This is a genomic window from Pedobacter metabolipauper (genome assembly GCF_004362715.1).
Classification (GTDB): domain Bacteria; phylum Bacteroidota; class Bacteroidia; order Sphingobacteriales; family Sphingobacteriaceae; genus Pedobacter; species Pedobacter metabolipauper.
Genome location: NZ_SNYC01000008.1, coordinates 80,578 through 96,763 on the forward strand (window position 1 = coordinate 80,578; position 16,186 = coordinate 96,763).

The following is a 16,186-nucleotide window of genomic DNA, read 5'->3' on the forward strand; positions in this document are numbered from 1 at the left end:
TGATCCTAAATAAGGATGATGTTAGTTTGCGCTAAAACGGACATACCGGATATAGCCGGTGCCATCGCTTTTTGCAGACAGGCTTTCCGTTGTTAATGGAATTTCCAGGTCTTTAACATGATAGGCTTTGTCTTCAACAGCACTTTCAAATCTTAATTTGTAACCCGCGTTGATCTTTGACTTATCAATTTCTATCACCCGCACAGCGCGGTCTCCACCAGTAACAGAAGCACCGGTTACTGCACTTACATTGGGTTGCTTAAGGTAAAACTTGTTCCATTCCTTAATGGTTTTATACCATTGTTTATCCGGTCCCAATACGCTAAGTGTTTTTTCATAAGCACCCTTGCTATTGATCAGCGATATCACAAGGTATGCGCCTTCGCCCGTGTAATTGGTCATCTGGATCATGCATTTGTATTTATTGGTTTGTGCAGCAGCATGAAAAGACACGCTGCAAAATAATAAAATGAAGAGCGCTGCTGTTTTATATAAATTCGACATCATAATGGAGAAAGATACTATTTAAGAAAAGTAAGGGATACGTTGTTTTTAGTGAGGTATTCATTTTCAGAAGCCAGATCAAAAGCTGTTTCTTCAAAATTAGTCTTTACATCCGTTTTAGCGCCTATTGACAATAAGTATTTCAACACCACATCATCTTTAGAGATCAGTGCAGCTTTGTGTAAAGCCGTAAAGCCTTCTTTATTTTTAGCATTAACATCAAGGCCTAAAGGCTGAAGACGCTTTAATAAGGAAATGTCATTTTTAACTACCGCGAGGTGATATAAAGAGTTTCCATTTTCCTGCGGAGCAGTTATATCTAAACCTTCTTTTTGAAGTATTTTGATCTTTGTTTCAAAGTCCTCCGGCTTTGGACCATTAAAAGTACGTTCACCTGGCCGGCCAGCAGCATCTGCCCTGCCCGCACCAGCCTGCCCAGGCCCCCCCTGTGCACCCGGTCTGCCACCTGAAGGTGCCTGACCGCCTGGTCCTCCAAATCCTGGTCCTCCTGCCGGACGGTAAGATTCCAATGCATAATACGCCAGGGTATTGCCGCTTTTATCCAATCCTTTCACTACAGCTCCCTTACCGATCAGGTAGCTGACCACTCCCGGTAAATTGCCGCGGACAGCCATAGCTAAAGCCGAAACTCCTTTTTCGTTTACCAGGTTGATATTTTTAATATGTGGAAGCAGCATCACAATAACAGCAGTATCACGATTAGCAGCTACAGCATTCATAAATACGCTATTGCCTTCTTCATCCTGCTGGTTTACATCCACACCCCTAGCTAAAAAATATTTAATAATGTCAGTCTGGTTTTGTTTGCGTACAATAGCGTGCAGTACATTTTCACCATTTTTACCGGTAACCGCAGGTTTGATGTTGAGGCTTTCCAGGTACTGGTATACTTCAATCGTATTGGCACCCCGTCTTGATCCCTGGGCTGCCATCAGCATGGCGTATGGATTGGGCTTTATACCTTTTTGCACAAGCGATTTTAACACCTCCACATTTCCGGAACGTGCAGCATAACTAAACGCATTGTTGCCGGCAGCATCAGTGCTGTTGAGATCCAGACCTTTGCTTACAAAATAATTAGTTAAAGCCAGTTCCTTATCATTGGCAATTGCCAGCAACAGCACATTGGCGCCATCCGAATTGACATCTTTTTTCAGGTCGGCACCTTTGGCAATTAACAGGTCATATACCTTTGTATTTGACTGGGCAGCACCTGCAGCAAAAAATAGCGGGGTAGAACCGTGACTGTCCTCATTATCTATTACAGCACCTTTGCTTAGCAGGTATTCCATCACTTCGGTATTTCCCTTGCTGGCAGCCCAATGCAGATAATTTCTGCTATCATGCGTTACTTTGTTGACCTCGTTACCAGGCTGAGACAACAGGTATTTAATACTTTCCGTAGATGCGTCGGCATTGATCGCCATTACCACAGGATCGAAATTCGACCCGTTAAACTGAGATGGACTATTGCCTTTGTCCACTTCCGCTTTTATTGCAGCTGCATCCGGTTTGCCCTGCCAAAAGGCCGGGGTCAGTAGTGTATTTTGCTGGGCATTGGCCGCCAGGAAAAATAACGTGAAAATTGCAGCTAGTAATCTTTTCATATATGAATATTTTAATCTGTTTGACTGAAAAATAAAAAAAGGTGCCGGTAAAAACCGGAACCTTTTGAAGCATCTTTATCGTAAACGATCTAGAACGCTCCGATATAGCGGGCTCTTGTATAGGCAGTCAGCTTAGCACCTTTAGCAATGGTTCCGTTTTTCCAGTTGATCACATAAAGGTTACCCTCTTTACCAGCAGGAGTTAATGGGATATAGGCAAAGTCGCCTTCCATACCTATGTTTTGATGCTGACCAAAGTTTAGATCCACATCCGCCTCAACTTCTGTAGCTAGTTTTTTAGCAGGAGCAGAAGGGTTATTTAAATCAACCAAAGCAATATAGCCACCATTTTTACCAGTTTCCTGGTACATGATTACAGCCTTACCATCCTTAAGATATTTCCATGAACGGATTGAAGTACCCGTAGTACCTAAAGCAGTATTCAGGTCAAAATTGTAGGTGTCGTCATATTTATTGGTGTCTTTACTGATGCGGAGAATCTGTGAGCCACTTGTGGCTACCGCCTGGTAAACATGACCATCTGTACCTACATACTGGGTTTTTGTTCTATAGCCGTTGTTGTTACCTTTAGCTACTGCAGATATAATGAACTCAGGATTTCTTAGTGTTGGGTAATCCAATACCAGCGTAGCTGTTCCTATGGTGTTGTTTGCCGCATCATTTGTAGTCCATGAAACCGTACCGTCAGAGTTCAATGTAGGTCTTGCCGGGTTAATTTTGCTCACCGCACAGCCGATATATAGCTTTGTTTTAGCCTGGTTAACCAGCGGCACATCTGTACGGCCTAACGTATAACCCAGTTTGGCAAGTGCATCAGGAAAAGCCACAGGAACCTGACGTGTATTGATCATTCCAGGATCTTTTAGATCCAAAATAGCTACGCGTACAATCCTGATATTTCTTAAAAATGTTGCGTTCAGTCCCTGTCCTTCATATTCAGTAGAAAGTGTTCCTGTGCCGTCTGAATTGACACCAACACCAATCTCATCTGTAGACTTAACCCAGCGTGGTTGAGTACCCAGAATATCCTGGGTGTTTACCTCACGGCCAAACATGGAGTAACTTCCTGCACCATTCACCTTATAAGTTTGGAACAAACCTGCGTCAGCACCGGTATATTGAATATCGTATAAAAATTTACCATCATCCGAAGCCTGTACACGAGAAGTACGCGGTGATGTTAAAAGCAGACCTTTACCTTCAGGATAAATATCCAGTGTAAAGTTAGGATCTACCGCTTGCTCATGTGTGATACTATAGGCCAAAGTGCCACCATTACCATCCACAGTAGTACTTGTCGGATCAGACAATGCTGCTGTCAAAGTGATCCAGCGTGTGTCAGTTTCCTCAGGTACACCATCGTCAGATCCGTCATTTTTACTGCATCCAGTCAAAGCTACCGCAAACAGAGCGGCAGTATAAAGAATAGATTTTAATAGGTTTTTTTTCATGATATTATATTTATTGGTTTTATAGAAATTTATTAAGTGTATAATTCAGTTTGACGTAGATTCCCCGGCCCGGCTTTTGCTTTTTAAAATTGTCGTACAGTTCGGCATTCAGGATGTTTTTGGCGTCAACGCTCAGCACAATTTTTTGCGAAGGAAAACGATAACTTGTGCCTATATCATGAACATATTGTGTCGGGGTAATACCCCAGTCCGGATTCCGCCAGGCAATATTGTATTCCTGTACGTATCCAAAGTTGTAATATATATTCATGATAGATTTGGGCTGAAACAGGTTGTTCAATCTGTACTGGGCATTGACGTTGATATTAAAAAAAGGCTCGTTTACAACTTGCTGATTGTAATATGGACTTTGGTTACCTTGCTCGTCAAATTCCTGCTTATACAAATTGTTGAACTTGGATATGTTGAAAGAGGCGTTCAGCTTGTTGTTAAACACATAAATAACTTCAGCCTCAAAGCCCCGCGCTTGTGTCATACCGAGATTGATGTATCTGGTCACGTCCTGAATGGCATTGTCGACATTTTCAATGGTGTCGGCATCCAGTGTTTCCGTCGTAATTTTATCATATCCATTGCGCCAGAAAGCACTTGCGTAGAAGGAGACCCTGCTTTTTCCGAAGTTGTATGCATCCGTACGAAAGCCCAGGTTCAGATTGATGTTCTTTTCAGGTAACAGGTTAATGTTTGGAACAATGTTCCGTTCAGGCTCACCAAAAAGCTGGGTTTCTGTTGGGGATACAAAGGAATTTTCATTAGAAGTTACCAGGTATACTTTTGGAGCAACTTTAAAAGCCAAAGCAAAAGAGTAACCCACATTATCAGTAAAAATGGATGTATCACGCCTGTTAATAACAGGTTGTCCTCCCGGATAGGCAAAATCTACCCTTCTCTGGTTATTACGGTTGGCGGTATATTTAAGTTGAGCATTGGTCTTTACACGCTGCTTCCAAAATTCCGTTTCATAATTAAAGGCCAGGATGTTCTGAATGGTTTGACTGGTAGTTACCAGATCCTTGTCTACCGGCTTAAGCAGGTTGTTATCATCGCGGTCTGTTCTTTCAATTTTATGGTTTATAGAGATCTTGTGGCCAGGAAATACCATATATCCCAGGTTGGAGCGGGCATTGATGATATCCCGGTCTATACGGCTCATTGTAGGCCTGCCTTGCTGGGCCTGGTATTGGGTCTGTCCAAATTCATCTATATAGGTAATCCTTACTGGCTTACGCTCACCATCATCTATAAACTCCCGTATAGAGCCGTCCCAGTTAAACCGGGTGGTCACGGTATCCTCTAAACGGGTGCTCCTGTCACTTTTAGTCGCATTAACGTTTAAAGTAAGCCCGTCAATAAATAAATTGCGTTTATTATAGTTTAAACTCCAGACGTTAGCATCTGCTTTATTAACTCGTCCTACATAAGGGGTAGCCATAGAAACGCCATGAGGAATCTCCTCATAACTTTTGGAAACATTATAGCCTATGAAAAAAACATCAGCCCATTTTACATTGGTAAAGCCGGCCTCGAATCTTCCTGCAGTCGATTCATAAACGTTATTAAAGCGCTTGGCACGAAAAGGCCGTGTTACAGCACCCCTGTAGTCCACGTAGGTGGTAGATTCTCCCCAAGTGGTGTAGCTGTTATCGGAATGTGTCCGGAAGCCACTTCCACGAAATGTGAAACCTGTTTTTTCATTTCGAAACGTGGTCGACAGATCGACATTATAGGTGCCAAACGAACCATAGGAAGCCGCTGCGGTAATGTTGTTTAAAGAAGCATCTTTTTTAAGAATGACATTGATCGCCCCACCAATATAATTGCCGGATAAATGAGCAGGCAATACCCCTTTGTATACCTCAATCCGTTCAATCATTGCAGGAGGTATATTGTTGAGATTGAAAGAGGAGCCATAAGTAGAGGTCTCTATTCCGTCGATAAAGATGCCGATTGTACTCCCGGACATGCCATTTAAATTGTACTCTACATTCGAACCAACGCCTCCATTCTGCCTTACCCGTACACCTACGGCTCTGTCCAGCAGTTCATTGGTTGTCAGGTTTCTTAATGAAGCCTCTTTGGTTTCAATGATGGCTACCGCAAAGCCCGAAGTTTCTATCTTTCTTTTTTCTGTCTTACCCTCTACACTAACCTCTTTCAGCTCCCTGTCTTTTGTACCCTTCACCTCGGCATTCACTACCGAAACAGGCGATGCTATTTTGATAGCAATGCTTTTAGGCTGTATGATTACAGAGCTGATCACCAGGGTATAGCTGCCATACTTTACACCCTTAATCTCATACTTTCCATTGTCGTCCGTCATTACGGATCTGCCCAGTTCTTTTAAGGTCACAGTAGCATCGGCAACGGGTTTAGCATGGTTATCGGTTACCTTGCCAGACAGGATTCCGGTTTGCGCCACAGCAGTGGTAGTAAAGCAGGAAATGAGGATCAGGAGTATATGGTGTTTCATTAATACGTGTAACTTTTTCAACATCTTCTTTGGAAACAATCTTAATAAGGATAACTTCGCACAAAGATAGAGGCAACATATGACGCAATCGGGAGAAGTAACAACGCTAAAAGGAGAAAGTACAGACCAGATCTTTAACTTAAAAAGAGAAGCTTCTATTTATTATTCTGACAGCCTTTCGACCTTTAATGACATTAAAAGCGCTTTTATTAAATCTGCCGGTAATTCTAGTTTACAAATGGTCTTCCTTTTAAAGGGGAAGTTGAACGGTTATTTGACAGGATCTAAAAAAGCCTGTCTTACATTTGCCGAACAGCAGCACAATATTTTGCTAATCAATGAAAAGCTTCAATTGCAGATAAAAACTGAAACGCATGAAGCTATCTTTATCCGCATTGATCCGGCCTTCCTTTCTATGTATATCCCTGCAGATCATTTGGGCTATCTGAATTTAAAGGACGGAATGCAGAAAAACGAACCGGCATTATTTTCAGGCTGTAATTTGCATATGACTTCAGAAATCGCCGCCATACTCAACGCACTGAGAACATCTGAACATACCGGATTTTGTGGAAAGCTATTCCTGGAATCCAAGATCCTGGAGCTGCTTGTACTTCAGTTATCGCAATTTGAACTGAGAAAAGATGATCCCGCTGTTCGTCAGTTAAAAGAGGAAGAGCTGGACAAAATGCATGAAGTAAAGGAATTTCTGATGAACAATATGAATCAGCAGTTTTCGCTCCGCAGCCTTGCGCACATGGTAGGTACAAATGAATTCAACCTGAAGCGTGATTTTAAGCTCGCTTTCGGAACTACCGTCTTCGGCTATCTGACCGATTACAAAATGACCCTCGCCAAGCGTATGCTGATTGAAAAGGACGTTACCATAGCAGAGGTATCGGAAAAAACAGGATACAAGTATGCCACCCACTTTAGCAGTGCATTTAAAAAGTATTTCGGCTACCTTCCCAATAAAATAAAGTCAGGGAAATTATCTTTGCTTATCCTTATAGAAGACTTTTCTGTTGTCTTTGAAAACTTTGTCACCATGATCCCATAAGGCCTTTGCCATCTGTTGATTTTTCTCTTTAATTTTTAGCATTTTCTTGCAGCTTTAGCATCATAACATGTCTCTAAATAGCTTGTCTTATATGTCTTTATTATAGTTAGGTTTATAAATTAAGCTTGTCTAAAAAGAAATAAAAACCACCCCAACGGGTAGGTCATTCATTCATCAATTCTCCCGATTTTAGTTGCCGTTAATTTATTCTCCGTGTGGTGAGAGACTTAGCCATTGGTTATAGTTTTTCACAGCGTTAGCAACCAAACTGATGCATACGGAGATAAACCACCTAAGATTATTGAACTGATTTATGCTTAGTGCAGGAGCTGTGCTAAACAATACCTATAACCGAGATTAAGATGCTAAAGATTTTTACGCGCTATATTTTTTTTACACTTCTTTTTACAATATCCTCTGGTTTCTTTAGTAGTTATGCAGGGGAGGTATTAAAACATACAATTACTACCCCTAAAAAATATAAAACCGTTTCTAGAATATCTTCTCTACCTCCGGCTAACGACGAATGCAGTGGAGCTTTGGAAGTTGTGCCTGATGCCAATTGCTCACTGGTAAACAGCTTGATTGACGGCGCGACCCAATCAAGGCCTCCTTCCTCCTGCAGTAATTTTACAAGTCCATCAGCTCTGGATATATGGTTTCGATTTACAGCAAGTAGCTCAAGCCATAACATTAGGGTGTCTACTTTATTTGACGGCGTGCTGCAAGCCTTTTCCGGTAACTGTGGCGCACTCGTGAGCTTGGATTGCGTTGATCAGCATGTGGAGAATAGCACTGAAACACTTTCGCTTAGCGGCTTAATAGTTGGCCAACAATATTACTTTCGTGTTTACCCTTATAGCAGTGGCCAGACGGGTAATGTCTCTGCCTGTATAACGGGTCCCTGCAATGCGCCTACTAATCCGAGTGTGAACAGCATTACACCAGCTTCAGCTTCATTCAGTTTTTCTGCTTACGGTTCGCCTAATAATTATACAGTAACAACCAGTCCAGCCACGGTTACACAGACAGTTACCACTTCACCGGTAAATTTATCAGGACTGTTGCCGGGCACTTACTATGAAGTTACTGTTGTAGCAAATTGCAATGGAAATACAACATCTGCAGCCGTTACAACTTCTTTTACCACCTCGGCCATTAATCCTGCACCCGATGCCAATGGTATACTCTACGTAAAAAAAGACGGAATAGGTAATGGCGGCAGTTGGAGCGACGCCTTAGGTGAACTGGCGTACGCTTTAAAAGGAGCTAAAACCAATACTGCCATTAAGGAAATCTGGGTAGCTGCGGGAACTTACCACCCGCTTTATAAGCCAGATGATTTAAGCAGTACCAATTCTATTGATAGAGCCAACGCTTTTTTATTGGTAAAGAATGTGAAAATATACGGTGGCTTCTCTGCAACGGCAGCCGATGGAGATGGCATGCAAATCCGCAATTGGAAGACTAATCCAACAATATTGAGTGGTGATTTTTCTGGTGATGATCAATATGCTGCTAATGGGCAGCCGATCGGTAATAATGGCGAGAATGCCTATCGGGTCGTAACTTCTTTTGACAATGTAGGAACAGCGGAACTCAACGGCTTTACTGTTAAAGGCGCAAATGGTATTGGGGCTCCCCAGGTAAAGATCGGTTTGAACACACTGATAGCAAATTGCGGCGGTGGTATAGCAAACCGTTCTTCTTCGCCAGCTTTTTCCAACATCATCGTTACAGGTAATACAGCAACGGTTGGTGGAGGAATTTATAATGCTGTTTCAAGCCCGGTTTTCAAGAATATACTTATTAATGGCAACACATCTTCAAGTCATGGTGCTGGAGCTTACAATGCCAATGGTAATCCTACTTTTATAAATGTTACGATTAGCAATAACAATAGTGGTGGTAATGGAGCAATAATGAATGCAAGTGCTAATCCAACGCTAATTAATACAATCGTTTCAGGTAATAACGCAGGTATAACTGGTACAGCCAATATATCCTATAGTTTAGTACAGGGCATAGCAGCTGATCCTGCCAAATATATTCTGGATGGAAATAAAAATGTCCAGTTTACTGATCCCGCAAACGGCGACTATACCTTGAAAACCAGTAGTCCTGCTATCAATGCAGGCAACCCGCAAACTAACGTCAGCGGATCAGGAATAGATGTTGGAATCATCGATCTTGCAGGGAATGTACGGATACAAAAAGGCACCATTGACCTAGGCGCTTATGAAAGTGCTTATGATGACTCCAGTCCCCAACCGGATGCTAACGGAATCTTTTATGTCAATAAAGGCGCAGGGGGAGCAGGTACCAGTTGGAATGATGCACTGGGTGAACTTGATGAAGCATTAAAAGCAGCGAAAACATTAAATGCAGCAACACCCGGTACAGTTAAACAGATCTGGGTAGCAAAGGGAACATACCAGCCAGCTTTAAATTCAGCCTTTAGTTTATTAAACAATGTAAGTGTATATGGTGGTTTCTCTGGAACAGAAAGCAGTCTTTCTGCCCGCAATTGGAAAACCAATGTTACCACATTGAAAGGAAATGGTTCTAGTGTTTTCGTTAATGAAAACCTTGATGATACACCTTTATTAGATGGTTTTAGGGTTACTGAGGGTACAGGCTATAACTTAATTGGTGGCGGTATTTATAATTCTTCTGCCTCGCCGGTCATCTCCAACTGTATAATAACCGGAAATTCAGGAACACAGGGAGGGGGAATAGCAAACATTGCATCTGCTCCAACAATCATCAATTGTCTAATTTATAATAATTCAGCATCAGATTCAGGCGGCGGGATTCATAACAGTGATTCATCTACTCCAATGATCATCAATTCTACCATCAGTAAAAATGACAGGGGGGGAATTGCTGACGATGATAACAATTCCTATTGTAAGATTTATAACACAATTATTTGGGGCAATGTAGGGGCAGGACCGATAGATTATTACAGAGTTTCATCGGCCACTATTTCATCAATTATTCGCTATAGTCTTATTGGAGGCTATGCCGCGGATGCGATACATCATAACCTTGACGGAAATGTTAATCCGCAGTTTACAGATATAGCAAACGGAAATCTTACATTAAAAGATGGTAGTCTGGCCGTTAACGCCGGAGATCCAAAGACCAATAGCAATGGATACTTTTTGCAAACTGGGAATGCCGACCTGGCAAACAACGCACGGATTCAGAAAAGACAGATTGATATGGGGGCTTTCGAAAGCCCATACAATCCGGTTATACAGCCCGACGCCAATGGGATATTTTATGTAAAAAAGGGTTCGCCTGGCAATGGTACCAGTTGGGACAATGCGATGGGCGAAGTTGCAGATGCTTTGAAACTGGCGAAAACCCTCAATACTACAACACCGGGTACTGTTAAACAGATCTGGGTAGCTGCCGGTACGTACCATCCAATATATGACCCGCGTAATCTGGTCAGCAGTGGCCCTGCTGACAGGTTCAGTACATTTGTACTGGTTCCGGATGTTAAACTATTTGGAGGTTTTACAGCCACTGCGACAGATGGTGAAGGATTGGAAAATCGTGACTGGAAAACTAACCGGACTGTTTTAAGCGGAGACTATGACGAAGATGATATTTTTTCGGTAAACGGTCAGCCCAGCGGTAATAATTCCGAAAATGCCTATCACGTAGTTGTTGCCGCTGATGCTGTGGGCACCGCTGAATTAAATGGGTTCATCATTACTGGCGCGAATGGAAACCTAAATGCCTCTATTACTGCGAACTTAAAAGGACTTCCATTAGATGCTGGTGGAGGTTTATATGCAATATCTTCTGCCCCGATAATAACCAATACTACGATAACAGGTAATTATGCCAATTCTGGCGGTGGTGTTTACAATTCGTCGGCCTCTCCAAACCTTAATAATGTTGTGATCAGCGGGAATTCAGCTGGAAATGGTGGCGGAATAGTTAACTATAATTCCACTTCTCCCATATTCAATAATGTGATCGTTGCGAATAATACGGCATCATTTGGTGGCGGAATGCTCAATCAGGGCTCTTCACCAGTACTGAATAACATGGTAATTTATGGCAATACGGCTGCAACTTATGGTAATGGGATTCGTAATATAGCTGATTCCTACCTATTGATTTCTAATAGCATTATTTATGGAAATAGTGATACTGGTATTTCTAATGGACAAAATGTGGGTACAGATATTAATTATAGTCTTATAGAGGGCATATCAGCTAATGCAATAAAGCATAACCTGGATGGCAGTATTAATCCGAAGTTCACTGATGCTGCCAATAATGATTTTACTCTGCAGGCATCCAGTCCGGCAATTAATGCAGGTGATCCTAAAACCAATACTGCTGGATATCCGGTTCAGGTAGGCGGTACTGATATAGCTGGTAATACCCGTATTTTTGATGGACAGATTGATCTGGGTGCTTTTGAGCATCAGACTAAGCATCAGGTCATTACCTTTAGTAATTTAGTCAATGACACGATTGCAACGGTTTATGGTGATGCCGATTTTAGTCCTGCGTCATCAAGCTATTCAGACGCTATAATTACTTATTCTGTTCCGGCTAACAATGATGCGGTAAGTATTGTAGATGGAAAAATACATTTAAAGAATGCCGGTGATGTCGTTATAACTGTAAATGCAACCGGAGATAGTGAATATGATCCGGTGTCAGTTACCAAAGTCTTACGGGTAGCGCCACGTAAACTGACGGTAACGGCAGATGCGCAAAGCAAAATATATGGTGATGCCGATCCTGTTGCACTCACCTACGAGATATCTTTTGGTACATTAGTCGGCGCGGATGAGTTTACAGGTAGCCTAACCAGGGATACTGGTGAAAATGTAGGTACCTACGCGATAAAACTGGGTGATCTTGCTTTAAATGATAACTATGAACTTACTTATCAGGGGGAAAACCTAGAGATCCTTCCGGCAACAATAACAGGCGTTACTTTATCAGACCAAACCTTTACCTATGACGGTACGGTTAAAAGTCTCGAAGTAACCGGTCTTCCGGCAGATGCAAGTATTACTTATACCGGTAACGACCAAAAGGAGTCCGGCACTTATACGGTAACCGCTACGGTTACGCTGACCAATTATGCAGACCTGGAACTGACCGCTGAACTGAAAATTAACAAGGCGGCAAGCGTGATCACCGCCGATGCTACGCAAACCTTTACGTATAATGGAACTGCCAAATCGGTAAGTGGAACCTTAAACCACAGTGAAACGACCCTCAGCTACGATCCTCAGCAAAGCTATACCAACGCTGGCAGTTACAGCATTACACTGAAGTCTGCAGAAACCGCAAACTATCTGGAATCAAGTAAGACTGTTACGCTGAAGATCAACCCGGCAACGATAACAGGTGTTACTTTAGCAGATCAGACGTTTACCTATGACGGTACGACTAAGAGTCTCGAAGTAACCGATCTTCCGGCAGATGCAAGTATTACTTATACCGGTAACGACCAAACGGACGCCGGCACATATACGGTAACCGCTACAGTTACGCAGACCAATTATGAAGACCTGGAACTGACCGCCGAACTGAAGATCAGTAAAGCAACAAGCGTGATCACGGCAGACGCTACGCAAACATTTACGTATAACGGAACAGCCAAATCGGTAACAGGAACCTTAAACCACAGCGAAACCACCATCAGCTATGATCCTCAGCAAAGTTATACCCATGCGGGCAGTTACAGCATTACGCTTAAGGCTGCAGAAACCGCAAACTACCTGGAAGCGAGTAAGACTGTTACATTAAAAATTAACCCGGCAACGATAACAGGTGTTACTTTAGCAGATCGAACCTTTACCTATGACGGTACGGCTAAAAGTCTTGAAGTCACCGGTCTTCCTGCAGATGCAAGTGTTACTTATACCAGTAACGATCAAACGGACGCCGGCACATATACGGTAACCGCTATAGTTACGCAGGCCAATTATGCAGACCTGGAACTGACCGCTGAGCTGAAAATTAACAAGGCGGCAAGCGTGATCACCGCCGATGCCACGCAAACATTTACGTATGATGGAACCGCCAAGTCAGTAAGTGGAACGTTAAACCACAGCGAGACAACCATCAGCTATGACCCTCAGCAAAGCTACACCAATGCAGGCAGTTACAGCATTACACTTAAGGCTGCAGAAACTGCAAACTATCTGGAATCAAGTAAAACTGCTACGCTAAAAATCAATCCGGCAACAATAACGGGCGTTACTTTAGCAGATCAAACCTTTACCTATGACGGTACGGCTAAAAGTCTTGAAGTAACCGGTCTTCCTGCAGATGCAAGTGTGACTTATACTGGTAACGACCAAAAGGAGTCCGGCACTTATACGGTAACCGCTACGGTTACGCTGACCAATTATGAAGACCTGGAACTGACCGCCGAACTGAAGATAAATAAAGCGACAAGCGTGATCACTGCCGATGCTACACAAACGTTTACGTATGATGGAACTGCAAAATCGGTAAGTGGAACCTTAAACCACAGCGAGACAACCATCAGCTATGACCCTCAGCAAAGCTACACCAATGCAGGCAGTTACAGCATTACGCTGAAGGCCGCAGAAACCGTAAACTATCTGGAAGCAAGTAAAACGGTTACGCTAAAGATCAACAGGGCAACAATAACGGGCATTACTTTAGCAGATCAAACCTTTACCTATGACGGTACGGCTAAAAGTCTTGAAGTAACCGGTCTTCCGGCAGATGCAACTGTTGCTTATACTGGTAACGACCAAACGGCCGCCGGCACTTATACGGTAACCGCTACAGTTACGCAGGATAATTATGCAGACCTGGAACTAACCGCAGAATTGAAGATCAGTAAAGCTGCATCAGTAATCACTGCCGATGCTACGCAAACATTTACGTATGATGGAACCGCCAAGTCAGTAAGTGGAACGTTAAACCACAGCGAAACCACCATTAGCTATGACCCTCAGCAAAGCTATACCGATGCAGGCAGTTACAGCATTACACTTAAGGCTACAGAAACCACAAACTATCTGGAATCAACTAAAACGGTTACATTAAAAATTAACCTGGCAACGATAACAGGTGTTACTTTAACGGGCCAAACCTTTACCTATGATGGTACGGCTAAAAGTATTGAAATCGCCGGTCTTCCTGCAGATGCAACTGTTGCTTATACTGGTAACGACCAAACGGATGCCGGCACATATACGGTAACCGCTACAGTTACGCAGGATAATTATGCAGACTTGGAACTAACCGCAGAATTGAAGATCAGTAAAGCTGCATCAGTAATCACTGCCAATGCTACACAAACATTCACGTATAACGGAACCGCCAAATCGGTAAGTGGAACGTTAAACCACAGCGAAACAACCATCAGTTACGATCCACAGCAAAGCTACACCAATGCAGGCAGTTACAGCATTACGCTCAATGCTGCAGAAACCGCAAACTACCTGGAAGCAACTAAAACGGTTACACTAAAGATCAACCCGGCAACGATAACAAGTGTTACTTTAGCAGATCAAACCTTTACCTATGACGGTACGGCTAAAAGTCTTGAAGTAACCGGTCTTCCATCAGATGCAAGTGTTACTTATACCGGTAACGACCAAACAGACGCTGGCACTTATACGGTAACCGCTATAGTTACGCAGGCCAATTATGCAGACCTGGAACTGACCGCTGAGTTGAAAATTAGCAAGGCGGCAAGCGTGATCACCGCCGATGCAACGCAAACCTTTACGTATAACGGAACCGCCAAGTCAGTAAGTGGAACGTTAAACCACAGCGAAACGACCCTCAGCTATGCCCCTCAGCAAAGCTACACCAATGCAGGCAGTTACAGCATTACACTTAAGGCTGCAGAAACCACCAATTACCTGGAAGCAACTAAAACGGTTACACTAAAGATCAACCCGGCAACGATAACAGGCGTTACTTTAGCAGATCAAACGTTTACCTATGACGGTACGACTAAAAGTATCGAAGTAACCGGTCTTCCGGCGGGTGCAATTGTCAATTACACCGGTAATGGTCAAACGGACGCCGGTACTTATACAGTAACCGCTACAGTTACGCAGGCCAATTATGCAGATCTGGAACTGACTGCCGAACTGAAGATCAATAAAGCTGTGTCAGTAATCACTGCCGATGCAACACAAACATTTACGTATGATGGAACTGCAAAATCGGTAACCGGAACGTTAAACCACAGCGAAACGACCCTCAGCTACGATCCACAGCAAAGCTACACCAATGCAGGCAGTTACAGCATTACGCTTAAGGCTGCAGAAACTGCAAACTATCTGGAATCGAGTAAAACGGTTACACTAAAGATCAACCCGGCAACGATAACAGGTGTTACTTTAGCAGATCAAACCTTTACCTATGACGGTACGGCTAAAAGTCTTGAAGTAACCGGTCTTCCGGCGGGTGCAATTGTCAATTACACCGGTAATGGTCAAACGGACGCGGGCAATTATACGATAACCGCTACAGTTACGCAGACCAATTATGCAGACTTGGAACTAACCGCAGAATTGAAGATCAGTAAAGCTGCATCAGTAATCACTGCCGATGCCATGCAAACCTTTATGTATGATGGAACCGCCAAGTCAGTAAGTGGAACGTTAAACCACAGCGAAACCACCATTAGCTATGACCCTCAGCAAAGCTACACCAATGCGGGCAGTTACAGCATTACGCTCAATGCTGCAGAAACCGAAAACTACCAGCAAGCAACTAAAACGGTTACACTAAAAATCAATCCGGCAATGATAACAGGTGTTACTTTAGCAGATCAAACCTTTACCTATGACGGTACGGCTAAAAGTCTTGAAGTCGCCGGCCTTCCGGTAGATGCAACTGTTGCTTATACTGGTAACGACCAAACGGATGCCGGCACTTATACCATAACTGCTACAGTTACGCAGGATAATTATGCAGACTTGGAACTAACCGCAGAATTGAAGATCAGTAAAGCTGCATCAGTAATCACTGCCAATGCTACACA

At 43.1% G+C, this 16,186-nt stretch carries 6 protein-coding genes; 2 read left to right on the forward strand and 4 right to left on the reverse strand.

Translation table 11 applies throughout. The features are described 5' to 3' along the window. Positions 1–21 precede the first annotated feature (21 nt). The 4 genes from ATK78_RS20800 to ATK78_RS20815 form a co-directional block, all read right to left on the reverse strand. Entirely contained in the window at positions 22–507 is a 486-nt protein-coding gene (locus tag ATK78_RS20800) for a DUF2271 domain-containing protein (protein WP_243732596.1), read from the reverse strand. A gap of 14 nt (positions 508–521) precedes the next feature. Then, entirely contained in the window at positions 522–2,132 is a 1,611-nt protein-coding gene (locus tag ATK78_RS20805; protein WP_133578065.1) for an ankyrin repeat domain-containing protein, read from the reverse strand. 89 nt (positions 2,133–2,221) lie between these two features. Further along, complete coding sequence (locus ATK78_RS20810) at positions 2,222–3,604, reverse strand: hypothetical protein (RefSeq protein ID WP_133578066.1); 1,383 nt, start codon at positions 3,602–3,604, stop codon at positions 2,222–2,224. Positions 3,605–3,623: 19 nt separating this feature from the next. After that, on the reverse strand, positions 3,624–6,095 hold the full coding sequence (locus ATK78_RS20815) for a TonB-dependent receptor (RefSeq protein WP_133578067.1): 2,472 nt from the start codon (positions 6,093–6,095) through the stop codon (positions 3,624–3,626). A 79-nt stretch (positions 6,096–6,174) separates the two neighbouring features. Here ATK78_RS20815 and ATK78_RS20820 point away from each other — a divergent pair, with 79 nt between their 5' ends. Both ATK78_RS20820 and ATK78_RS20825 read left to right on the forward strand, forming a co-directional pair. Further along, positions 6,175–7,155 carry a helix-turn-helix domain-containing protein gene (locus ATK78_RS20820; protein ID WP_133578068.1) on the forward strand — a complete coding sequence of 327 codons (981 nt, stop codon included), beginning with the start codon at positions 6,175–6,177 and terminating at the stop codon, positions 7,153–7,155. A gap of 698 nt (positions 7,156–7,853) precedes the next feature. Then, a partial coding sequence (locus ATK78_RS20825) for an MBG domain-containing protein (protein ID WP_208112414.1) occupies positions 7,854–16,186 on the forward strand: 8,333 nt, incomplete at its 3' end.